Origin of the sequence: Candidiatus Paracoxiella cheracis, assembly GCF_049348705.1 — a bacterium.
In the GTDB taxonomy this organism is placed as follows: Bacteria; Pseudomonadota; Gammaproteobacteria; order Coxiellales; family Coxiellaceae; genus Paracoxiella; species Paracoxiella cheracis.
The window spans coordinates 1,638,092-1,659,959 of sequence record NZ_CP186485.1 but is presented as its reverse complement, the minus strand read 5'-3'; the positions used below and the strand labels follow the sequence as shown (position 1 = coordinate 1,659,959).

The window sequence follows — 21,868 nt, the reverse complement described above, 5'->3', positions numbered from 1 at the left end:
AATCCAGGATTGACTATAGTTTGGGGGCACTGATCAGTCTACAACCATTATGAGAAATCCCTATGAAAGATCGTAAAGCAAAGTTATCTTTTGAAAATCAAAATGTTGAATTTCCCATCTACTCAGGCACACTGGGTTCCGATGTCATCGATGTAAAAACATTAGGCGATAATGGAATATACACACTGGATGTGGGGTTTTACTCCACCGCGTCTTGTGAATCCAAAATCACTTTCATCGACGGTGGAAAAGGCATATTGCTTTATCGGGGATATCCCATCGATCAATTAGCAGCACAGTGCGATTACTTGGAAGTTTGTTATTTACTGATGCACGGCGAACTCCCAAATAAGAAGCAAAAAGATATTTTTGAAAATAGCATCAAAGATTATTCAACACTTCACCAGCAAGTCAGCAAGTTTTTTGAAGGTTTTCGACACGACGCTCACCCCATGGCTATGCTGTTGAGCACCGTAGGGGCGCTCTCTGCGTTTTATCACGATGCGTTTGATATCAATAATCCTCAAGACCGTGAAGTGTCGGCACTACGCTTGATTGCGAAAATGCCAACGATTGCTGCGATGAGTTACAAGTATTCGATCGGCGAACCTTTTGTACATCCGCAAAAAGAAATGTCTTATGCAGAAAATTTTCTACATATGCTATTTTCGACACCGTACGAAGAAAAAAAACCGGATCCTGTTCTAGTACGGGCGATGGATCGTATTTTTACTTTGCACGCCGATCACGAACAAAATGCATCGACCACTACCGTTCGTGTAGCAGGTTCCACTGGAGCCAATCCTTTTGCCTGCATTTCCGCAGGTATTGGCGCATTGTGGGGACCAGCACATGGTGGGGCCAACGAAGCGGCTTTAAATATGCTTCGAGAAATTGGTGATGAGTCGAATATCGATAAATACATTAAAAAAGCTAAAGATAAATATGATCCATTCCGATTAATGGGCTTTGGTCATCGTGTTTATAAAAACTATGATCCCCGCGCAAAAGTCATGCGTGAAACGTGTCACCAAGTGTTGGATACGGTGGGTCGTCATGATGAACCGCTATTTAAGCTCGCCATGAAATTAGAAAAAATCGCATTAGAAGACGATTATTTTGTCGAGAAAAAATTGTATCCCAATGTAGATTTTTATTCTGGACTCACGTTAAGTGCGATCGGTATTCCGAGCAACATGTTTACCGTTATTTTTGCGTTGTCTCGTACAGTCGGCTGGGTATCACATTGGATGGAAATGATGAGTGATCCGAATCATCGTTTATCAAGACCACGCCAACTCTATACGGGAAAAACACAGCGCAACGTCGTGCCTGTAAGCGATCGTAAGTAATTAAAATTATACTCATAAATGCGCGCTTCAACCATTTCCCGCGGTTGTCTCATGGACAACGTCGGACATTATCGGTAGGCTTAGTCCAATGGGGAAAATATTTAAACATATCGGCTTATGGGGCCTGACGCTGTCAGGGATCGGTACAATGATTGGTTCTGGTTGGTTATTCGGTGCCTGGAAAGCAGCCCGACTAGCCGGCCCTGCCGCAATCTTTGCCTGGCCAATCGGCGCGCTAGCCATGTTGTTGCTCGCCTTTGCCTACGCAGAGCTGGGCGCTCGCTATCCTGCCGTAGGTGGCATGGTACGCTACACACAATTATCCCATGGCTCCTTTGCAGGATTTATTGCAGGCTGGGCTAATTGGATCGCCATCGTTTCTGTGATTCCCATCGAAGCTGCCTCTTCGGTTCAATATATGAGCTCATGGTCTTGGGATTTTACCAGCCAATTGTATAACCCCTATCTTCACCAATTAACACCCTATGGCTTGATGCTTTCGGGCGTATTCATCGTTTTTTATTTTCTATTGAATTATTGGTCCGTAAAATTATTTTTACATTCGATGATGGCGTTAACCTTATTCAAAATTTTAATACCATCACTTACCTGTGTCGCTTTATTTGTCGCCTCGTTTCACCAAGGAACCTTTAATCTCGTTCATGAAAATTTCATGCCTTATGGGATGAGTGGTGTATTTACAGCCGTGGCCACGGCGGGCATTATTTTCTCATTTCATGGATTTCAAAGCCCCATTAATTTATCAGGCGAAGCAATAAACCCAAAACGTGACGTGCCACTAGCTATTATTATCTCAATCGGCATTTCTTTCGTGCTTTACTTACTGCTGCAAATTGCATTTATCGGCACAGTTAGCCCAAAAGATATTGCCTTCGGATGGCATCGCTTAAATTTCAGCTCTCCATTTGTGCATTTAGCCTTGGCATTAAATTTAAATTGGCTTGTGATTTTAATTTACCTAGATGCATTCGTTTCACCCTCAGGCACCGGGATTACTTACACCGCAACGACTTCACGGATGCTTTATGGCTTACAAAGCAATGGTTATATGCCCGAATTCATTGGACGCGTGCATCCCCTTTATCACATTTCACGTCCAGCGATGTGGATTAACCTCATTATCAGCTTTGTATTTTTATATCTCTTTAAAGGTTGGAGCACCTTGGTCGCAGTGATATCCGTTTCATCGATTATTTCTTATGTGAATGGACCTGTTTCAGCGATGACATTACGCTATCGAAAACACCGTCAGGTCTCACCGGTCAAAATAAGGGGCTTGCGCTACATTGCACCGATTGCATTTATAGTAATTTCATTTGTATTGTACTGGGCCAGATGGCCTTTAACGGGTAAAGTCATACTCATCATGCTAGCTGGATTACCCATTTATTTTTATTACCAAAACAAAAACGGTTGGAAAACTTTCAAGGAGGATTGGCGACCCGGCATCTGGTTGCCTTGTTATTTATTAACGATGGCTTTGATTTCTTTTCTAGGAAGTAAAGCATTCGGCGGCTGGGGAAAATTAAATTATGCAGAAAGCTTAATTGCTGTAGGTGTCGTGGCAGCGATTTATTATTACTGGGGATTGAAAAGCGGTCGCTCACGATTCATCAATACTAAAAAACCCAAACTAAAATCTGTAAAATTACCAGCGAAAAAAGAGCCGCCACCACGTCATCTAACATAACCCCGATACCACCGTGAATATGTCGGTCAACCCATCGAATAGGCCATGGCTTCCAAATATCAAATAGTCGAAACAAGACAAATCCTATTAAAATAAAATACCATGTTTTAGGGACTGCAATCATGACGAACAAGAAACCGACGATTTCATCCCACACTGCAGCGGGGTGATCATCTGTACCAAAGTCTCGGTTGGTGATACCGCAAATTAAAAAACCAAAGATAAGCAGGACAACCGCCACCATAATATAAGCCCATAACGGTAGCCGACTTAAAATGAGGTACAACACCACACCCCCCAACGTACCAAAGGTGCCCGGTGCTATGGGGATCGCACCAAGCCCAAAACCACAGGCAACAAAATGAATGGGATTTTCCCAAATACTTTGGAGGCTAGGTTGTGCATCTGTTTTTGATTTCATAGTGCAATAATAGCATCAAGGTGCTATGCAGTCATTTCAGATCAGAGTTACGACACCTAAAACAAATCCTCCATTGTAAAATCCAATTTGTCGAGAAAATCTGTCTTGGCAATGGCATTCATTAAATCCGCCTTGCTTTCACAGCCTGTTTTACGCCGCATATTTTTAATATAAAACTCAACGGTGCGCGACGACAAACTTAATAACTGTGCTACCTGTGTATTAGTGTATCCCTGCATGATCAGCATCATGCATTCTGCTTCACGTTTTGTAAAATACGCATCGCTAAATGGTTCACCGAGCAAATAATTTTTTACCTCGCGTTGATTAGGCTGATACATTAATTCATCTCGTGATTCTGTATCACTAGAAGATAACGGTGATTCGATGCCTCCAATAAAAATACGACGATATCGTTGGGGGTTTTTATCTTTAACCTCAGTTCTGGATAACTGCGTATAAATTATTCTTTATATTGTTGGTTTTTATTCCTGGTTTGTTTGGTCGCCAAGAATAGGCAATTAGCGCTGCAAGGGTATTGACTAAAAAATTAATCGGACTACGATGACGCGAATGCTCAACATGATACAAGTTTTTCAACTGATCGATAATCGTTTCTACGATGCCACGTTGTTTTAGGAAAAACTTTTCAAATGCAGAAAGCATTTTGTTCTTCATATTTTTACGGACTTTTGTCACAAATTTTAAATCGTGTTTTGCCAAATCGTCCGCAAGATCTTTTCCAAGATACCCTTTATCGCCAGCGCCCAACCCCTTTAAATTAGCCATTAATTTTCTAACAACAGCGCGATCATCCACGTTCCCTTTCGTTAAACAAAAACGGATTAATTCCCCTTGATGATTAATCACAATATGTAGTTTAAAGCCGTAAACCCAGCCCATTGTGCTTTTACTGCGTTTAGCAATGCCTTTGAAAACCTTGTTTCGATAAATTCGTTTATTGTGGCATACGCGTAGTGTAGTTGAGTCAATATAATACAATCCCGTGTGTTTGCCCTTTCTCGAAAGCAAATAGGCGGCGAGCATCATTAGCGCTGCTGATTGGCAGGCGACAAAACGTGTGTAACTCAGCGCCGTAGGAAAATACTTCTTCATGTCTTGTAAAACACATCCACAATAAAAATCCTTAAATGTGCGATAGTGACTCATTTGAAACAACACAATGATGGTGCCAATTTCAGACAAGCTCATTTGCATCGCTCGATCTCGTTTTCTGTCTGGGTTCGGTAGCAAATACTTTGATTGACCTTTCAAATAATCCTTGCAAAAATCATCCATATCACAAAAAATCTCCGTGACCGGTGCCAACATGATTAACTCCTGTTACATTATTTAGCTGTAATTTTGGAGCTAAATTTTAGCGGTTCCGGTCTTTTTTTCAATTATTTCATTCACTCGATGCGCGCCATGGAGAGCGAAGCGAAGGCGCGTATTCCGCGGTAGGCTCGGATTTTTTGCCGAGCGTAAGCGACTGCAAAAAATCTTTACGAGCCGTCAAGTCATTTGAGAGCCCGTGCGTAGTCGAGCCGTGAGGTCGCGGAGCGCGGGCGACGAGGACGTCCGCGGCTATTTAAGTTGTCGCGTATTGCGAGTCGATTATTGACAGGGATGGCAATAATCTATCACGAGCATCGCGACACGCTTGTATTCCTTTTCTTATACAGAACTCAGGTTAATGTAAACACTTCATAACCATCTTCTGTGACAGCGAGCGTATGTTCCCACTGTGCAGACAAACGACGATCTTTTGTGATCACAGTCCATCCGTCTGACAATAATTTGACGTGACGTTTGCCGGCGTTGATCATCGGTTCGATTGTGAAGGTCATGCCAGGGCGCAAAATAATCCCGGTATCTGGCTTACCGTAATGCAAAATTTGCAATTCCGGTTCATGAAAAATACTGCCAATCCCATGGCCGCAGTACTCTCTCACCACTGAAAAATGATTTTTTTCGGCATGCTCTTGAATGATGGCACCGATATCGCCCAGGCGAGTGCCGGGCTTTACAATTTTAATAGCTTTATACATGCATTCTTGGGTCACGCGAATCAAACGTTCTGCATGTGTGGATACTTTACCGACGGTGAACATTTTACTGGTATCGCCGTGGTAACCCTCTTTAAGCACGGTCACATCGATATTAATGATGTCACCGTCTTTCAATTTTTTATCATTAGGTATGCCATGACAGACAACATGATTAACAGAGGTGCAAATGGACTTTGGGAAACCATGGTAATTCAAGGGGGCAGGAATAGCGTGCTGTTTCTGGGTGATGTAGTCATGACAGATGCTATTTAGCTCATCGGTAGTTATCCCAGCTTTTACATAAGGCTCGATCATGTCTAGCACATCAGCAGCTAGCTTTCCGGCTATGCGCATCTTTTCGAGTTCTTCAGGTGTTTTTATAGATATTGCCATTTGTTGATCTCTTGCCTTTTGACTTAAAGCTGCTTAGTGCCACCCTGGTACTAACGCCCGAAACTTCTCTTTTAATCCCTAACTTGTCCCTAATGGCTGTCTATGGTATAAAGGCCAGCTAGAATAAGCAACTAGATGCTTATTTTGGTACAAAAATTCACACACCTATCGGTACCGTTGCTTGGGGTGCCCGTTAAAGCGGGTCAGGTAATGGGGTAGGTGGAGGTTTAACCCTGGAGAACGACATGACTGACGTAACTATGCGCCAAATGCTTGAGGCTGGAGTTCATTTTGGCCACCAGACTCGCTATTGGAATCCTAAGATGGCACCCTATATCTACGGGACCCGCCACAAGATTCATATCATAAATTTAGAAGAAACATTACCTATGTTTCGTGATGCCGTAAAGGTAGCCGCGGACATCGCCACTAAACGTGGTAAGATATTGTTTGTAGCAACAAAATTTGCAGCCCGTGAGATTGTGCGGGAAGAAGCAACCCGCTGTGGCATGCCCTATGTCGACTACCGTTGGTTGGGTGGCATGCTGACTAACTACAAAACGATTCGTCAATCGATCAAGCGTCTAAAAGAGCTCGAAGAGCAGATTGCCGATGAAGGAAATCTGGTTGGAATGACTAAGAAGGAAGTCCTGAATTTGATGCGTGAAAAAGAAAAATTATCGGCTAGCCTATCAGGCATTAAGAACATGGGTGGATTACCGGACGCATTGTTTGTCATTGACGTCATGCACGAAAAGATCGCCATTCAAGAGGCGCGTCGCCTAGGTATCCCTGTGATCGGCATAGTAGATACTAATTCATGTCCCGACAATATCGATTATGTTATTCCAGGCAATGATGATGCATGGCGAGCGATTCGACTCTATTGTAAAACGATCGCCGATGCCATCATTGAAGCACGTGGTGCGTTGGAATTAGTAGAAGCGAAGGAAGCTAAAGAAAAGGCAAAGGCAGAGCCAGCCAAGCGCATTGTGACTAAAAAAGCAAAAATAGCCGAAAAAGCAAAAGCTGAAAAAGGTGAGGAAAAATCGCAAAAAGCCGCTGAAAAGAAACCGGCTGAAAAGAAAAAAACTACCGCAAAAAAAGCAGCTCCTAAAAAGAAAGCTGAAACAAAAGAGACAACAAACGAAAAATCTGCGGCTACGAAATAATTAAAGAGGTTAGTAATGGCAATAACTGCAGCATTAGTAAAAGAGTTAAGAGAGCGCACGGGTGCAGCCATGATGGCTTGTAAGAAAGCATTGGTAGAAACTGACGGAAATTTGGAAGCTGCCATTGATGTATTGCGAAAAGCAGGCGAAGCAAAAGCAGAAAAGCGTGCCGGGAAAACGGCCGCCGAAGGAAAAATTGTTATTGCAATCACTGCAGACAACAAGAAAGCCTTTATGGTTGAGGTTAACAGTGAAACTGACTTTGTTGCTCGCGACACTCATTTTGCGGAATTTGCCCAACACGTTGCTGAGCAAGGTTTGGCAGAAAACATTCGAAATGTTGATTCATTGGCAAAAGTTACTATTACTCAAGGTGGCAATGAAACAATTGAACAAGCACGCATGTCATTAATTAATAAGCTCGGCGAAAATATCCAAATTCGTCGTGTAGCATTGATTGAATCAAGTGGTATCGTGGGTCATTACTGTCACGGAGATCGGATTGGTGTCGTTGTTGCTCTTGATAAAGATAATTTAGACTTAGCGAAAGATCTCGCGATGCATATTGCTGCGTTAAAACCACAAGCCGTAAAACCGGATGACGTGCCAGCGGAAGTTATTGAAAAAGAGCGTGAAATTTTCATTGAGCAAGCTAAAGAATCGGGTAAGCCGCAGGACATCATTGAGAAAATGGTCCTCGGTCGAATCAATAAATTCTTGAAAGAGATCACGTTGGTTGGACAGCCCTTTGTTAAAGATCCTAATCAACTGATTGCTGATTTATTGAAATCGCAGGGTGCAACCGTCTCTACCTTTGCTCGATTCGAAGTGGGTGAGGGCATTGAAAAAGAATCTAAAAATTTTGCCGATGAGGTTATGGCGCAAGTACAAGGAAACGACTAAATGACGAATGGACCACAACCGCTTTATCGCCGTGTGCTATTGAAAATGAGCGGCGAGGCATTAATGGGAAAAGGTCCACATCCAATCGATCCGACAGTATTGGATCGTATGGCAAAAGAAATCACTCAGATATACCAACACGGCGTTCAGATAGCTATTGTGGTTGGTGGCGGCAATTTTTTTCGAGGCCCGGCACTATCACAGGCTGGTATTAATCGCATCACTGGCGATTATATGGGTATGTTAGCAACACTAATGAATGGACTCGCTTTACGCGATTCCTTTGAGCGATCGGGATTGCCGGTGCGAATTTTATCCGCGATTGCGATGAGCGGTGTTGCCGATATATTTCATCGACGTAAAGCGATACACCATTTAACGCAGGGTCGCATTGTGATTTTCGTGGCGGGTACAGGCAACCCATTAGTGACCACTGACTCTGCTGCAAGTTTGCGTGGGATCGAAATTGGTGCGGATATAGTATTGAAAGCAACTAATGTGGATGGGATTTATTCCGCAGATCCGGCAAAAGATCCTAATGCTACACGCTACAAACATTTGAGTTATCAGGAAGCCCTCGAAAAAGAATTGGCTGTCATGGACTTGGCAGCTTTTTGCCAATGTCGCGATCACAACATGCCGTTGCGCGTGTTTAATATTAATAAACCCGGTGCGTTATTAAGTGTGGTCATGAGTGAAGAAGAAGGTACGTTGGTTAATTGAGAGGTGAAGCGATGATAAATGATATTTTAAACGATGCTAAAACGCGAATGAATAAAAGCATCGTTTCGTTAAAATCTGAATTGTCGAAATTAAGAACGGGCCGTGCACATCCAAGCTTGTTAGAACATATTAAAGTTAGTTATTACGATGTGGAAACACCACTCAGTCAGGTGGCGAGCATTGCGGTTGAAAATGCGCGCACACTGGCGATAACCCCGTGGGAAAAAAATATGATTGCACCTATTGAAAAGGCAATCATGACATCTGATTTAGGATTGAATCCGACAACGGCGGGGATGGTTATCCGGGTGCCCTTGCCACCCTTAACTGAGGAGCGGCGTAAGGATTTAGTACGTGTTGTGCGTGACGAAGCCGAAAAAGCTCGAGTGGCGATTCGTAATATTCGTCGCGAAGCAAACAACGACTTTAAAGAACTCCTGAAAGCGAAAGATATTAGTGAAGATGATGAGCGTAAGGCGCAAGCATCCGTACAAAAAGTCACTGATGTTCATATCGCAGAAGTTGATACTGTTGCCTCTCAAAAAGAGACGGACTTAATGGCTGTATGATAATCTTGTGGACCGATGCGTAACTTACCTCGACATGTAGCAATAGTAATGGATGGCAACGGGCGTTGGGCGTCACGTCGCAGACTTCCTCGCATTGATGGCCATAGAGCGGGTGCTAAAACGGTACGTGAAATTGTCGAACATGCTGGTAATTCGGGTATCGAAGTATTGACACTCTTTGCATTCAGTCTGGAAAATCGGGCACGTCCAAAATCCGAAGTTAATTTTCTCATGTCTTTGTTTCTAGAATCGTTGGAGCAAAATACGGGCCAACTCAATGAGAATAACGTGAAATTGCGTATCATTGGAGATCATAGTCAGTTCGATGAAAAATTGCTGAAACAAATTCAGCAATCAGAGACTACAACTAAAGACAATACCGGCATGAACTTAGTCATTGCGATTAATTATAGTGGCCGTTGGGATATCGTTCGTGCTTCGCAGACTTTAGCGAAACGAGTGGTGCAAAAAGAACTGTTGCCGCAAGACATCACGCCGGAACTATTCCAGCAACATCTGTGTCTCGCTGATTTACCTGCGCCCGATTTGTTTATTCGTACCAGCGGCGAACAACGAATCAGTAATTTCATGTTATGGCAATTTGCCTATACTGAAATTTATTTTAATCCTGTTTTTTGGCCTGATTTTCATAAAAAAGATTTTGATGACGCTATCGAATTTTATCGTACCCGAGAGCGTCGTTTTGGGCTGACTCCCGAACAAATTAAGGAACAACATGCTTAAAAAACGCATTATCACTGCGGTTATTCTGATTCCTCTGTTAATTCTTGTTATTTTATTTTTACCGATGCCTTCGTTTTCCATATTAATTGGGGCGGTAATTGCTTGGGCTGGTTGGGAATGGTCTGGATTAATAGGGTGGAAAGATAGCTCTTGGCGGACGGTGTATACAGCGGTGGTTGTTGTCGCGCTAATCATTACTTATTTTTTACCGATCAATTGGGTATTGGCGATTGCCTTTTTCGCTTGGATTTGGGCATCGGTGGGTATGTTAAATTATGCAATGGGGCGTAGTTCTCTCGGCTTACAATATCCTATTTTAAAAGCATTGATGGGTTTATTGGCATTGGTACCTTGTTGGTTAGCTGTTGGTGTGATTCGTGAGACGATCGGTGGTCCCGTTTGGTTACTGATTGGATTGTTATTAATTTGGGGTGGTATGGATACGGGTGCCTATATAGCGGGTCGGTTATGGGGTCGACGTCAATTAGCCCCACGTGTGAGCCCGAATAAAACCTGGGAAGGTTTTCTTGGCGGTATTATTCTAACGTTGATACTTGCAATTATCGTTAGCTTGTTGCTTCAAGAAGCTCCCCATCGTTTCTTAATGATTTGTATCTTAGCTGTAATCACCGGTATTTTTTCAGTGCTGGGTGATTTAGTGGAAAGCATGCTCAAACGTCAAGTTGGCATGAAAGATAGCGGTTCCGGATTGCCGGGCCATGGTGGTATTTTAGATCGTATTGATAGTGTAACTGCAGCACTGCCTGTTTTTGCGTTGTTGTCGCTTATTTTATTAGGTAGTTAGAGATTCATTGAATCAAGAGACTCTAGTGCAATATCCAATGCCTGCTTAAACCATGGCGTGAATTTTTCAGGGTATTTTTCTAAGTCTTCCAATAAATCTGGGATGGAAGTCCAACGAGTGGCAAAGACTTCCGTCTTATTAAAATCGACAGACTTTGAATCCGCCACGCCCACCAATACATGATCGTACTCATGTTCGATTAAGCCGTTTTCAAATTCAGCTCTATATTGAAAATGTCCAGCTTGAGTTAATGTGATAGTGATTCCCATTTCTTCTTTAAGGCGGCGCTCACCCCCTTTAAGCACAGCTTCTTCAGGACGTGGGTGGCTGCAACAGGTGTTAGTCCATAAACCACCACTGTGATATTTATCAGGATGACGTTGTTGCAGGAGTAATTTTAATTCACCTTTGTCTTTATAAAAAATGAAAACAGAAAAAGCGCGGTGCAATTTGCCGAGTTCGTGTGCTTTTAATTTAGTTTCTGTGCCGAGTGGCTCATCCTGTTGATTCACTAGCACCACTTTATCTTCTGTCATTATGATCACTCATTAGGGTCAAAAGGTTTAATAAGCTCCATTGTGGGAAAATTCGTTTGTATTTCTTTTAAATTAGACTCTAGAAATAGTAATTTCAAATTAGGGCCCGCATCTTGTGTAAAATACACCGACATCCCTCCTTGTCTCAATGCCCAAACCTGCTGCATCAGCGTAATTGTTTCAGCTTGTGAATACAGCAGTGGTGGCCATGCTGCGAGCATGGTGGCATGCATTGCCATTGCGTTAGACTCTGCGATTCGCCCCAGCAAGTCGAAATCTTTTTTTTCGATAGCTATTTTTAATCGTACCAAATCCTTTTCTGCTTTTTCAGGCCAGGCGCAGTAAAGATCGGAAGTTTTAACGGTGCGTTGCATGCCCTCCCGTGAGCTTACTGCCTTTTTAGTTTTGCTGATAATACACAATCCCAAGCATAATGAGGGCCATTTTTCGTTAATAAGCGTGGCGTAACTGTCCATGCCATCGGGACGTTCGCCGTGATGCCATTCGACAAAACCATTATAGACAGAGCGGGAGGCACTGCCACTCCCCAAACGGGCCAATAGTGATAATGATTTTCCATCGAACTCCCATTCGTAGAGGTCATCCATCGCTTTGACGAGGGATGCAAAGCAACAGGCTGATGAAGCAAGTCCCGAGGCAACGGGAATATTGAAATTAAGCTCAAGTTTAAAAGATTGATCGTTAAATCCAAATAAATCTAAATACGAAGATAATTTCTCTGCGTAATGATATTCATGCGGAAGTTTTTCGTTATCGATGAATACTTCATGTTTCTCTGCATCGATGGGCGTGACTTTAGCATGAGAACCTTTGTGAGCTAATGAAACTGATAAGCTAGAAGTGATAGGCAAATTTAATTCTAAATTTCGCTTGCCCCAATACTTGCATAATGCAATGTTGGACGGAGCGAACGCTTTGCCAGACTCTTTTTTGGGTGTAGTACGACGCGATTTTATGATTTGTTGTACAATCGCTTTTCTAGTGTTCACTGGCAATGACTCCCTTGGTCGATAAAACGATTGGTATCTGTTTTACGCCTAATTTTTTTTGTTCATCGTCTGTTGGAAAAATACCATCATCAACTTGGCCTAAACCAATGGCACAATCGCCTAATCCGGATCCAGAAATTTTAGCACCTAAAACATGCGGCTGTTGTCGCAATGTTTGTATAATGTCTTTTAATATAGCATTATTCACGCCCAGTTGGTCCATGAGAGTTTGTGCTTCGTTGAATAAATGGCCGAGTGACTCCCAGTCTTTGTGATTAATAGCATCGACAGCCTGATGCGAAAGGTAGTCAACCGTATCGAATAACTCTTCAAATTGTTGCGGATTCTTTCCATAGCGTTCCTTAACGATTTCGATGGCCTTCATCGTCGTCGTTTTTTTTCCGGAATAAACGGCACAAATGGGTGGCAACTGTTTTAGTGGTGTTACAAATAATGGATTGTGTCGAAATGCAATCACACCGCCATAAATGCTGGCAGCAATATCAGCACCCGAGCCTTTGCCTTGTGTTTTAAGGATGACAGCTTTGACATCTTGCCAGAGTTGTTCTTTAGTTAAATGTGTTTGGCCTAACCATTGATTTAAAACTGTGACGAGAGCAACGCTGACAGCAGCCGAGCTGCCTAACCCAATATCACTTGAAAATTCAGCATGGATAGTGATGTCACAACCGCTTGGTAATTTTTTTGCTTTTAACGCATTCAAGACAAATTCAAAGGGTTTCTCCGTGACCACAGCGTTAATGGAAGTGCAGTAATGGCCTAAAGATGAATTAATATTGATGTGTTCGTCCTTGCGGGGTGAGAGGGTGACTTCGATACGTTTGTCGATCGCACAAACGATAGCAGTTTTGTCGTGTAAAACGGCATATTCACCGAGCAACATTAAAGAGCCGGGGGCTGAAGCTTTATATAACACAAGTACCCCGTGTATCCATTTCGATAGGCATAACATTATAGCCAAAACGCTCTGCGACAGCAGAAATATCATTGTCGCAGACAACCAAAACAACGCCGGCTTGATCACCTTTGACGCTACCTGCGCCACAAATTTTAGCAGCACCACCGAGTTTTTCGATGTCTAGAATAAAAGCATTCACTTTCTCGGGTACGACACCAATTTCATCTAATAAATTGTGATTTAAACGAATACACTCTTGTATTTCAATAAGATCACTTTCTTGAAAAGCATGATCCAATTGATGAGTGATTGCCGCGAAATCATCGCCGATGTGGCTGTTTTTAAAAAAAGGTATTGTGTGTTGAACGCACTCACCTGTAGTGCTGTGAGGGCGGCCTGTTTGTATGATGGTCATCGGAAAATCAGGCAGAACGCGCGATTGAAATTCATTATTTTCATAGAGAATAGCACCGCCGTGATAAACCGTACGAACGTCTAGGCCGCTTGAGTTGCCGTGTTGTAGATTTTCGGATTCAATGCCGAGCCTGATATATTCATCAATATCTAAATCGATATCCAAAAATTTTGCGAGAGTATAGACGATACTCACCACGCTCGCGGCAGAGGAACCCATACCGCAGCCGATAGGAATATTAGAATCGGTGGCGATATCCACACCCATGGGTAGTTTATCTTTTAACTTATCGATGACGTTGATAACGGTGAATAAAGATAGCTCAAAAGGTTTTTGCAGCACTTCGCGAATAGTGACATGGCCGAGACTATATTTATGGTATTTTTCTTTGATTTTGTGTTTTAATTTTCGTAAGGTGTGTAGGGTAACTTGACGTCGAAAATCGATGCCCATTAAATTAAATGAAAAGTGTAGGGGCGATGTCCAGCGAGCAGTGGCTTCTGTGTAGCGATTAATCGCCATGGCTAAGGCGGGATGACCATGAACCACCGCATGTTCACCGGATAAAATTAATTTGGCTGGGGTCCTGACCTTCAAGAATTTCTTATTCATCACGCCAATCGCTTATGTTAACTCAACTCCTTTGCGTGATTTCTCCGTGCTTCGTTCAAACTTCTCATGAGCGCGCATGAGCTCCCCGGGATTGGTCTGAGCTGCTAATAAAGACAGCTCCCCGCACAATACCGTTGCAGCTACCACAATCGCAAGTCGTCTGGCATTCTGACCGGGTTCGCGAGGTTCGAGGCAGCCTAGCATAGCGAGATGCTCATGTACGAAATCAAATTCTTTTCCGTTACCGACGGTACCCACAATGATATTGGGTAATGTTGTAGAGAAGTAGAGATCTTCACCGCGCATTTCTGCGTGCACGATGCCTTGAGAGCCCTCGACAATGTTAGCCACATCCTGACCTGTGGCTAGGTAGACAGCATAAATCAAATTTGCAAAGTGCGCGTTTGCTGTTCGAATACCGCCCGCAATATTGCTACCAATCAAATTCTTTTTGATATGAAGATTGACGATTTTTTCGGGAGTAGTTTTAAGGCATTCCTCGCAAATATTGCGAGGAATGAGCATCTCAGCGACCACGTATTTCCCTCTGCCCAGTAACCCATTGATCGCAGAAACTTTTTTGTCAGTGCAGATATTGCCCGAAATGGAGACGTATTTTAATGCTGGGTACTCATGCAGCAGCCAGGCTATGACCGCATCGGCTGCCTTTGTTAGCATGTTATGGCCTGATGCATCGCCAGTTTGAGCCTCTAACCGGAGATAGAACAGGTTGCCCACGATTTGAACATGCCAGTCGATTAGCTTGCAGAAGCGGCTTGTCGTGCTCACGATGGCCTTAAGGTCTGAATGACGTCCTCGGAGGTCTTCCACGATTTGCTTTAGTGTGTGTGCATCTTTGCCCTCTAAGAGGATAGAACGGGTCATTCGATCGTCAAGAATGGTACAATGTACCCCTCCACAACGGCGAGTCACACTGGCACCGCGATTGGTCGAAGGCCACATAGGTGTTTCAAAGGTGGCTAATGGAACCTGGATTTCAGCATTCACTTCCGGCCCTACTATCGTGATCGGGCCGATTGTTTTTACGGGTATTGAAATTGTCTCTTGCATAGATTTTCAACTGCTTTGATTAGAAAGGGATAATACACCCCTCGCGTAAATTATGCCAATTTTTTGGGATATATCGTCGTTTTACCCTGGATAAAACAAAAATGAATGTTATAATGCCTCTTACTTTTAGGGTCCGCATACTTCATTATAAATGGATTTACATTGAGGCTAAGGAAAGGTAACAAAACCTATCAAAGGAAAAAGGTAGCGTCATTTTATGTCTCTCATCAAACGGTTTACAAGTATATTCCTTTTTATTTTTTTTATTATTTCTCCAGCTCTTGCAGAAAATGGATTTGTAATTAGACATATTCAGATTGAAGGACTGCAACGAATTTCTGTCAGTACGGTGCGCAGCTATATGCCTATCCATGAAGGTCAGCGTCTTACTGCAAACAGAAGCAACGCGATCATCACATCTCTCTACAAGACAGGGTTTTTCTACGATGTCCAATTAGCGCGTCGAGGTGGTGAGCTGATCGTTCGTGTAAAAGAGCGTCCAACTATTGGTTTAATACAGATTAATGGTAATAAAGCCATTTCAACGAAAAAATTGAAGCCTATTTTGAAATCATTAGATATTGTCGAGGGTGAGGTTTACGATCCAACCGCAGTCAATGAAATCTCACAAGGGCTTCAACAGCAGTATGGAAAGATGGGCTATCATGCAGCAACGGTGACGACGCGTGTGGTAAAAGAACCGCGTAATCGTGTGGCACTTTATATTAACGTCAATGAGGGTACGATTGCGAAAGTACACTCGATTCGCTTTGTAGGCAATCATGCGTTTAGTCAGCATAAATTAAGAGAGCAGTTTAAGCTCACTACGCCGGGCCTATTCACCTGGATTAACCATCGCGATCGGTATTCAAAAGAAAAGCTGGATGCTGATCTTCAATCGTTAACTAATTTTTATTCAGATCACGGTTATTTGCGCTTTCGTATATTATCGCAACAAGTCACCATGACACCTGATCGTAGAGGTGTGAATATTCTTATTCACATTAGTGAAGGCCCTTTATACCGAATCGGTCATTATCAAATTGTCGGTGAAACATTTGGTAAAAAGCAGGATCTCTATAAATTAATTCCCTTTAAATCGGGTGACGTTTTTTCGCGTCAAGAAGTCATCGATACGAATAAGGCGCTCGGAAATTACCTCGCGAACTTCGGTTATGCATTTGCTGATGTGAGTGCAATCCCGAATGTGGATGATCAGCGTCATGTAGTGGACCTTACGTTTCGAGTAGTTCCGGGCACGCGAGTTTACGTTCGACGCATTAATTTCTTTGGTAATGATCACACGAACCAGGAGGTGTTGCGTCGTGAAATGCGTCAATTTGAAGGTTCTTCATATTCTTTATCAAAGATTCAAGAATCCAAACGACGCCTACAATTATTGCCCTTTTTGTCGAAAATTGAAGTGACGCCACAGCCTGTTCCAGGAACAACAAATGAGGTGGACTTGAATGTTCATGCTAAAGAGGTGGCAGCGGGTCGTGCAAGTATTCAAGGTGGTTACTCGGATTATTACGGTTTCTTATATGGTGCCAGTATTAGTGAACCTAACTTTTTGGGGACAGGTAAGTATGTTTCATTAGGATTTCAAAATAGTGAATACTACAATAACTACAGTTTTACTTATAACAATCCCTACTACACAGCTAGTGGTGTGAGTCGTGGTTTTACGATTTATTATTCACACGTTAAACCAAACCCCAGATATAATTTGCAGTCCTATTTTTTAGATGGTTATGGTATTGATTTAACATATGGTTTTCCTATCTCAGAACGTAATACCCTTTCATTAGGTTACGGTTTTGAGCACGTAGCAATTAGTAGACTTAACCCAATTATTGCAGCACCCAGTACGCTAGCTTTTTTGAATATTCAGCCGGTTAATAGTGGAACGTGCCCAAGTTCGACTTGCTCACTCGGCGGACACAATTACAATCAATTTAAGCTGACAGGTGGTTGGAGCTATAACGGGTTGGATCGTTATATTTTCCCAACAAAAGGTTTTTACAATGGGATAGGTGCTGAAATAGGTGCTCCCATTGTTAAGTCGAGTATTGGTTATTATACAGTAAGCGACACTGCGCGATTTTATCAGCCTCTCGGCGCTGGCTTTATTATTAATTTGTTGGGAACGGTTGCGTATGGAAATGGTCTTGGTAAAAATCCACTACCGTTTTACAAGAATTTCTATGCCGGTGGTATCAACTCTGTTCCTGCGTTTGCGCCAAACTCTTTAGGCCCTATCAATCGCTATAACCAGAATGCGGCGATTGGTGGTAATTTGGAGATGGTGTTTGGATTCCATGTGATATTCCCTAACTTTATTAGCGATCGACTGCGAACTGCGATCGTTTTTGATGCGGGTAATGTATTCCAAACCCCGATATTTCAACCCGATGTGGCGGTTCCGGCTAGAAATACGGGTGACTCTTTACGTCAAACAACCCCCCAAATCATCCAAGATGATAAGGTGGCCCTGAAGAATTTACGTCCTTCGCTTGGGCTCGCTATCTCCTGGTATTCGCCGTTAGGCCCAATTGACCTGAGTGTGGCATTCCCGCTCAACAAGCGGATGGGCGACGATCCTCAGGCATTCCAGTTTACTTTTGGAACCAGCTTATAACCTAGGAATGGCCTTTTATGGCGCTCATTTCGGTGGTTTTCGAGATTGGTCTAGATTATAATGAGTCTACTTTAACTAAGGAGAAGATATAATGAAACGTTTGCTTTTAACCTTGTGCCTTTCGCTAGGCGTTATTTGGTCAGCTTGTGCCATGGCTGAAAATATAGGTATCGTGGATATGCGCCAAATTTTCCAATCGTCGCCGCAGGTCAAACGCATTAACTCACAATTGAATAAGCAATTTTCACCCCAACGAGATAAAATTGTTGCTATGGGCAAAAAGCTGGAAGCGGATGTTAAAAAATTGCAACGCGATCAATCTGTACTGGATAAAAAAGGATTAGACAATTTAAGAAATTCAATTACTGCACAAGAAGAGCAACTTCGTGCAGCGCAAGCAAAATTCCAACAAACTTTATTTGCTGCCCAAAACAATGCGATGAGTGGATTTATGACAAAAATCACTGGCATTGTTAAAGGGATCGCTATGAAGAAAAAGCTGGATGTTGTTTTACCCAAAAATACTGTCTTATATGCTAAAGACGGTACGGACATCACATCGGACGTTATTTCAGCACTTAAATAAATTGACATCATTATTGCAAGGCTGCTTAGGTATTATTTATCGATGCAGCCTTGAGTTATATAAATGAGCGAACAAATCTATACATTAGCCGAACTGGCAAAAACTATTGGCGCAGAAGTGCGCGGGGATGCTCAATGCAAAATAAAGGGAGTTGCTTCAATCGCCCATGCACAACCCGGTGATATTTGTTATTTAGTCAATTCGCAATACCGTCCTCATTTATTGAACACCAAAGCATCAGCCGTTTTACTATCCAAGAAATTTATCTCAGATTGTCCAACCAATGCTTTAGTCATGGCAAATCCGCAATTAGGTTTTGCTAAATTACTTGAAGTGCTATACCCCAAAAATCATGTTAGGTCGGGCATCCATCCAACGGCTGTTATTGGTGAAGGTTGTGAAATCGATTCAAGTGTTACGATTGCTCCTCATGTAGTGATCGAGGATAACGTGACAATTGGTTCGGGCACCATCATCGGTTCCGGTACCGTTATTGGTGAAGGCTCTTCCCTAGGTGCTCATTGCCATTTACATCCGAATGTTACACTGTACCATCATGTTGTTTGTGGTGATCGAGTGATTTTGCACAGTGGGGTTGTGATCGGTGCTGATGGTTTTGGCATGGCTCAAGATGAGCAGAAACAATGGGTTAAGATCCCTCAGATTGGTCGAGTTGTCATTGGAAACGATGTTGAGATTGGGGCTAACAGTGCCATCGATCGCGGCGCTTTGAATGATACCGTCATTGGTAATGGTGTTAAGATCGATAATCAAGTCATGATCGGGCATAATTGTCACATTGGCGACCATACGGTGATTGCTGGTTGCGCTGGGATTGCGGGTAGCACGAAAGTAGGGCGTCATTGTATGATCGGTGCATCGGCGGGTCTCAATGGCCATATCGAAATTTGTGATCATGTCATGATTACGGGGTTTGGCATGATACAAAAATCGATTACCGAGCCGGGTATTTACTCTTCAGGCACTGGAATGCAAACGAATCGTGAATGGCATAAGAGTGTCATTCGATTTTGGCAATTGGATGATATTGCAAAACGACTTAAACATTTAGAGAGATTGCACGATGACAGTGATGGAAAATAAAGATATTAAAAAATATATACCACATCGATATCCATTTTTATTCGTGGATCGCGTTTTATCTTACGAGCTGGACAAATCTTTAGTTGCTATTAAAAATGTAACCGCCAATGAACCTTATTTTCAGGGCCATTTTCCCAGAAGGCCTGTGATGCCGGGCGTATTAATTATTGAAGCATTGGCTCAAGCTTCGGGCATTTTGCAGGTCAAATCGTTGGACTTGCCTGCCGACCATGAAGATATTTATTTCTTTGCTGGGGCTGATAACATTCGATTTAAACGCGTTGTCGAGCCAGGCGATGAACTCAAATTAGAAGTCGAGGTCTTAAAAGTCCGTAGTGGTGTATGGAAATTTTTGGGCATTGCTTCAGTTGATGGTGAAATGGCTTGCACAGCAGAAATAATGACGATTAAAGGGTCAGAATAGTGATAAATGAATCAGCAATTATTCATCCCAGTGTCGAAATCGCTGAGGATGTTGAGATTGGTCCATGGGCTGCAATTGGTCCTAACGTTGTTATTGAATTGGGAACGAAAATTAATTCCCACGTTGTCATTGGTGAGAACACAATCATTGGCAAAAACAATAAAATCTTTTCCTATGCTTCTGTTGGTTCTGACCCTCAACATGTTGGTTATACAGGTGAAAAAACTCGCTTGGAGATAGGCGATAATAACGTTATCCGTGAATTTACCACAATCAATCGTGGTACCGCAGAAGGGCGCGGTGTTACAAAAATTGGTAACAAGAATTATTTTATGGCCTATACACATGTGGCTCATGACTGTGTTGTGGGTAATGGTGTTGTGTTTGCAAATACTGCCTCGATTGCTGGACACGTTCGTGTGGGCGATCATGTAATTTTAGGTGCGTTTTCTGGTGTTCATCAAAATTGTTGTATTGGCGCTTATAGCTTTTTAGGCCGTGCGGCCAAAATTTATCAGGATATTCTGCCGTTCATGTTAGTGACGGGTAATCCGGGTGCACCTATCGGCATTAACTCAGTAGGACTAAAACGTCATGGATTTAGTTGCGATACGATACGTGTGCTAAAAATGGCATTTAACTTGTTACATCGTCGCGATGTTAAATTGGATGACATTCGAACGGAGCTCGAAAAGCTTGTGTTAGAAGCATCTGAAGTTACTATGCTGGTTGACGCTATTGATAATTCAACGCGTGGTCTTGCGCGTTCTTCGCGTCATCATCAGGATCTGGAAGAGCCAGTTGAAATGTAAAATTCCTGTATTTTCTCATGAATACTCATGAGAAAATTAGTAATAATAATAGATAGCATCGCTACGATCATCCCTCCAATAATATCCGTTAAAAAATGCCACCCAGATGCAAGAGTTGCCACAATAACGAGTGAGCTAAATACTGCCACTGGATAAAAGAGATATTTCCGTGGCCAAAACATATAGGCAAGTAGGATGGCCCAGATGGTATGATAGGAAGGAAAGGCGATCAAACCTGCTTGGAAAAGATGTATTGATTCGTGCGCATGAATGCGATCGAATTGAGTGGCTAAATGGTGTTGCAATCGTGTTAATTGAGAATTATGTATGACGTCGGCAGGGGCTGATGTTGGCCAAAAATAGTAAATGGTAAAACCGATCAGGCACGTGATAATAAAATTAATTGTAAATTTATATACCTGTTTTTCTTCGCGCATCGCAGCCAAAATTAAAGGAAAAATTTTGAGTGCTGGAAATAGTAACAAATAGATTATTTCTAAAAAGTGCTTCAGTGAGGGGTGTCGGGCAACTTGATTGAGAAAAGCAGGCAGGTTAAATCCAAAAAAATTGTCTGCGGCATTAAAAAACTGATCCTTTAAGGAAAAGGGCGTTGTCATAACGGCGGTGTCTGCGCACAGCATCAATAAACTTATTATATAAATCATGCCTATCGCTTTCAAAAAAAATGCAAACTGCGGGAACTTTCTATAAAAAAGAAACCCGGTCACATAAGCGGGTAAGCACAGTAGTAGCAATTTATTTTTTAATATGATGCCAGGAAATGGAAGTGCCGCGAAGTGAAAAAAAAGGCTGTTGACCGCGAGTAAAACAGCACAAAATAAGAGGGCCGTGCCGGCTGTATAGAGAAAAAGTTGGTCATAGCGAGTCATGAGA

Annotated in this window: 23 protein-coding genes; 13 read left to right on the top strand and 10 right to left on the bottom strand. The window is 42.6% G+C overall.

The annotated features are described in order from the left end of the window. Nucleotides 1-62 precede the first annotated feature (62 nt). Together gltA and ACJMKR_RS08710 are read left to right on the top strand one after the other, a co-directional pair. On the top strand, nt 63-1,352 hold the full coding sequence (gene gltA, locus ACJMKR_RS08715) for a citrate synthase (RefSeq protein WP_423062719.1): 1,290 nt from the start codon (nt 63-65) through the stop codon (nt 1,350-1,352). A 148-nt stretch (nt 1,353-1,500) separates the two neighbouring features. Then, entirely contained in the window at nt 1,501-3,063 is a 1,563-nt protein-coding gene (locus ACJMKR_RS08710; RefSeq protein WP_423062718.1) for an APC family permease, read from the top strand. On the opposite strand, the gene ACJMKR_RS08705 is transcribed toward ACJMKR_RS08710, so the two are convergent. The 4 genes from ACJMKR_RS08705 to map form a co-directional block, all read right to left on the bottom strand. Beyond that, entirely contained in the window at nt 2,993-3,484 is a 492-nt protein-coding gene (locus tag ACJMKR_RS08705) for a phosphatidylglycerophosphatase A (protein ID WP_423062717.1), read from the bottom strand. The two genes, ACJMKR_RS08710 and ACJMKR_RS08705, sit on opposite strands and share 71 nt — an antisense overlap. 56 nt (nt 3,485-3,540) lie before the next feature. Beyond that, nucleotides 3,541-3,825: a helix-turn-helix transcriptional regulator gene (locus ACJMKR_RS08700; RefSeq protein ID WP_423062716.1), complete on the bottom strand. Its 285-nt coding sequence runs from the start codon at nt 3,823-3,825 to the stop codon at nt 3,541-3,543. Between the two features lie 97 nt (nt 3,826-3,922). Continuing rightward, complete coding sequence (locus ACJMKR_RS08695) at nt 3,923-4,816, bottom strand: IS982 family transposase (protein WP_423062298.1); 894 nt, start codon at nt 4,814-4,816, stop codon at nt 3,923-3,925. A gap of 356 nt (nt 4,817-5,172) precedes the next feature. After that, the gene (map, locus tag ACJMKR_RS08690) at nt 5,173-5,928 is read right to left on the bottom strand and encodes a type I methionyl aminopeptidase (protein WP_423062715.1); all 756 of its coding nucleotides are present in this window, start codon (nt 5,926-5,928) and stop codon (nt 5,173-5,175) included. Between the two features lie 245 nt (nt 5,929-6,173). On the opposite strand from map, the gene rpsB reads away from it, so the two are divergent. Genes rpsB through ACJMKR_RS08660 form a run of 6 tightly spaced genes read left to right on the top strand, consistent with a single transcriptional unit; the run spans nt 6,174 to nt 10,844 of the window. Then, a complete protein-coding gene (gene rpsB, locus ACJMKR_RS08685; RefSeq protein WP_425475591.1) occupies nt 6,174-7,100 on the top strand; it encodes a 30S ribosomal protein S2 in 927 nt (308 codons plus the stop codon). Nucleotides 7,101-7,115: 15 nt separating this feature from the next. Next, on the top strand, nt 7,116-8,003 hold the full coding sequence (gene tsf, locus ACJMKR_RS08680; protein ID WP_423062714.1) for a translation elongation factor Ts: 888 nt from the start codon (nt 7,116-7,118) through the stop codon (nt 8,001-8,003). Next, nucleotides 8,004-8,726 carry a UMP kinase gene (pyrH, locus tag ACJMKR_RS08675; RefSeq protein WP_423062713.1) on the top strand — a complete coding sequence of 241 codons (723 nt, stop codon included), beginning with the start codon at nt 8,004-8,006 and terminating at the stop codon, nt 8,724-8,726. Between the two features lie 11 nt (nt 8,727-8,737). After that, the gene (gene frr, locus ACJMKR_RS08670; RefSeq protein ID WP_423062712.1) at nt 8,738-9,295 is read left to right on the top strand and encodes a ribosome recycling factor; all 558 of its coding nucleotides are present in this window, start codon (nt 8,738-8,740) and stop codon (nt 9,293-9,295) included. Nucleotides 9,296-9,310: 15 nt separating this feature from the next. Beyond that, nucleotides 9,311-10,039: an isoprenyl transferase gene (locus ACJMKR_RS08665; RefSeq protein WP_423062711.1), complete on the top strand. Its 729-nt coding sequence runs from the start codon at nt 9,311-9,313 to the stop codon at nt 10,037-10,039. Next, a complete protein-coding gene (locus ACJMKR_RS08660; RefSeq protein WP_423062710.1) occupies nt 10,032-10,844 on the top strand; it encodes a phosphatidate cytidylyltransferase in 813 nt (270 codons plus the stop codon). Before ACJMKR_RS08665 ends, ACJMKR_RS08660 begins: the two co-directional genes overlap by 8 nt. Here the strand turns inward: ACJMKR_RS08660 and idi are convergent. Genes idi through ACJMKR_RS08635 form a run of 5 tightly spaced genes read right to left on the bottom strand, consistent with a single transcriptional unit; the run spans nt 10,841 to nt 15,407 of the window. Then, nucleotides 10,841-11,380: an isopentenyl-diphosphate Delta-isomerase gene (idi, locus tag ACJMKR_RS08655; RefSeq protein WP_423062709.1), complete on the bottom strand. Its 540-nt coding sequence runs from the start codon at nt 11,378-11,380 to the stop codon at nt 10,841-10,843. The genes ACJMKR_RS08660 and idi overlap by 4 nt on opposite strands. 5 nt (nt 11,381-11,385) lie before the next feature. Further along, complete coding sequence (gene mvaD / locus ACJMKR_RS08650; protein ID WP_423062708.1) at nt 11,386-12,390, bottom strand: diphosphomevalonate decarboxylase; 1,005 nt, start codon at nt 12,388-12,390, stop codon at nt 11,386-11,388. Beyond that, complete coding sequence (mvk, locus tag ACJMKR_RS08645) at nt 12,380-13,327, bottom strand: mevalonate kinase (RefSeq protein ID WP_423062707.1); 948 nt, start codon at nt 13,325-13,327, stop codon at nt 12,380-12,382. The genes mvaD and mvk (ACJMKR_RS08645) overlap by 11 nt, the downstream gene beginning before the upstream one ends. Beyond that, complete coding sequence (gene mvk, locus ACJMKR_RS08640; protein WP_423062706.1) at nt 13,317-14,336, bottom strand: mevalonate kinase; 1,020 nt, start codon at nt 14,334-14,336, stop codon at nt 13,317-13,319. The genes mvk (ACJMKR_RS08645) and mvk (ACJMKR_RS08640) overlap by 11 nt, the downstream gene beginning before the upstream one ends. Nucleotides 14,337-14,348: 12 nt before the next feature. Further along, entirely contained in the window at nt 14,349-15,407 is a 1,059-nt protein-coding gene (locus ACJMKR_RS08635) for a hydroxymethylglutaryl-CoA reductase (RefSeq protein WP_423062705.1), read from the bottom strand. 217 nt (nt 15,408-15,624) lie between these two features. On the opposite strand from ACJMKR_RS08635, the gene bamA reads away from it, so the two are divergent. The 5 genes from bamA to lpxA all read left to right on the top strand — a co-directional run bounded on the left by bamA (nt 15,625) and on the right by lpxA (nt 20,974). Next, nucleotides 15,625-18,048: an outer membrane protein assembly factor BamA gene (gene bamA, locus ACJMKR_RS08630; RefSeq protein ID WP_423062704.1), complete on the top strand. Its 2,424-nt coding sequence runs from the start codon at nt 15,625-15,627 to the stop codon at nt 18,046-18,048. Between the two features lie 91 nt (nt 18,049-18,139). Next, nucleotides 18,140-18,634 (top strand): OmpH family outer membrane protein, encoded by a 495-nt coding sequence (locus ACJMKR_RS08625; RefSeq protein ID WP_423062703.1) that lies wholly within the window; start codon nt 18,140-18,142, stop codon nt 18,632-18,634. A 63-nt stretch (nt 18,635-18,697) separates the two neighbouring features. Beyond that, on the top strand, nt 18,698-19,738 hold the full coding sequence (gene lpxD / locus ACJMKR_RS08620; RefSeq protein ID WP_423062702.1) for a UDP-3-O-(3-hydroxymyristoyl)glucosamine N-acyltransferase: 1,041 nt from the start codon (nt 18,698-18,700) through the stop codon (nt 19,736-19,738). Then, a complete protein-coding gene (gene fabZ, locus ACJMKR_RS08615; protein ID WP_425475590.1) occupies nt 19,719-20,162 on the top strand; it encodes a 3-hydroxyacyl-ACP dehydratase FabZ in 444 nt (147 codons plus the stop codon). The genes lpxD and fabZ overlap by 20 nt, the downstream gene beginning before the upstream one ends. Then, nucleotides 20,162-20,974 (top strand): acyl-ACP--UDP-N-acetylglucosamine O-acyltransferase, encoded by an 813-nt coding sequence (lpxA, locus tag ACJMKR_RS08610; RefSeq protein ID WP_423062701.1) that lies wholly within the window; start codon nt 20,162-20,164, stop codon nt 20,972-20,974. Before fabZ ends, lpxA begins: the two co-directional genes overlap by 1 nt. Here the strand turns inward: lpxA and ACJMKR_RS08605 are convergent. Next, entirely contained in the window at nt 20,944-21,864 is a 921-nt protein-coding gene (locus tag ACJMKR_RS08605; protein ID WP_423062700.1) for a phosphatase PAP2 family protein, read from the bottom strand. The two genes, lpxA and ACJMKR_RS08605, sit on opposite strands and share 31 nt — an antisense overlap. Between the last annotated feature and the right edge of the window lie 4 nt (nt 21,865-21,868).

What these genes read in the sequence shown, in the direction of transcription:
- frr (WP_423062712.1), top strand. Translation starts at nt 8,738, where the DNA reads ATGATAAATGATATTTTAAACGATGCTAAAACGCGAATGAATAAAAGC.
- ACJMKR_RS08660 (WP_423062710.1), top strand. Translation starts at nt 10,032, where the DNA reads ATGCTTAAAAAACGCATTATCACTGCGGTTATTCTGATTCCTCTGTTA.
- rpsB (WP_425475591.1), top strand. Translation starts at nt 6,174, where the DNA reads ATGACTGACGTAACTATGCGCCAAATGCTTGAGGCTGGAGTTCATTTT.
- tsf (WP_423062714.1), top strand. Translation starts at nt 7,116, where the DNA reads ATGGCAATAACTGCAGCATTAGTAAAAGAGTTAAGAGAGCGCACGGGT.
- ACJMKR_RS08695 (WP_423062298.1), bottom strand. Translation starts at nt 4,816, where the DNA reads ATGTTGGCACCGGTCACGGAGATTTTTTGTGATATGGATGATTTTTGC.
- pyrH (WP_423062713.1), top strand. Translation starts at nt 8,004, where the DNA reads ATGACGAATGGACCACAACCGCTTTATCGCCGTGTGCTATTGAAAATG.
- lpxD (WP_423062702.1), top strand. Translation starts at nt 18,698, where the DNA reads ATGAGCGAACAAATCTATACATTAGCCGAACTGGCAAAAACTATTGGC.
- ACJMKR_RS08665 (WP_423062711.1), top strand. Translation starts at nt 9,311, where the DNA reads ATGCGTAACTTACCTCGACATGTAGCAATAGTAATGGATGGCAACGGG.
- bamA (WP_423062704.1), top strand. Translation starts at nt 15,625, where the DNA reads ATGTCTCTCATCAAACGGTTTACAAGTATATTCCTTTTTATTTTTTTT.
- ACJMKR_RS08635 (WP_423062705.1), bottom strand. Translation starts at nt 15,407, where the DNA reads ATGCAAGAGACAATTTCAATACCCGTAAAAACAATCGGCCCGATCACG.
- ACJMKR_RS08625 (WP_423062703.1), top strand. Translation starts at nt 18,140, where the DNA reads ATGAAACGTTTGCTTTTAACCTTGTGCCTTTCGCTAGGCGTTATTTGG.
- ACJMKR_RS08700 (WP_423062716.1), bottom strand. Translation starts at nt 3,825, where the DNA reads ATGTATCAGCCTAATCAACGCGAGGTAAAAAATTATTTGCTCGGTGAA.
- mvk (WP_423062706.1), bottom strand. Translation starts at nt 14,336, where the DNA reads ATGAATAAGAAATTCTTGAAGGTCAGGACCCCAGCCAAATTAATTTTA.
- ACJMKR_RS08710 (WP_423062718.1), top strand. Translation starts at nt 1,501, where the DNA reads ATGATTGGTTCTGGTTGGTTATTCGGTGCCTGGAAAGCAGCCCGACTA.
- fabZ (WP_425475590.1), top strand. Translation starts at nt 19,719, where the DNA reads ATGACAGTGATGGAAAATAAAGATATTAAAAAATATATACCACATCGA.
- ACJMKR_RS08705 (WP_423062717.1), bottom strand. Translation starts at nt 3,484, where the DNA reads ATGAAATCAAAAACAGATGCACAACCTAGCCTCCAAAGTATTTGGGAA.
- map (WP_423062715.1), bottom strand. Translation starts at nt 5,928, where the DNA reads ATGGCAATATCTATAAAAACACCTGAAGAACTCGAAAAGATGCGCATA.
- idi (WP_423062709.1), bottom strand. Translation starts at nt 11,380, where the DNA reads ATGACAGAAGATAAAGTGGTGCTAGTGAATCAACAGGATGAGCCACTC.
- ACJMKR_RS08605 (WP_423062700.1), bottom strand. Translation starts at nt 21,864, where the DNA reads ATGACTCGCTATGACCAACTTTTTCTCTATACAGCCGGCACGGCCCTC.
- gltA (WP_423062719.1), top strand. Translation starts at nt 63, where the DNA reads ATGAAAGATCGTAAAGCAAAGTTATCTTTTGAAAATCAAAATGTTGAA.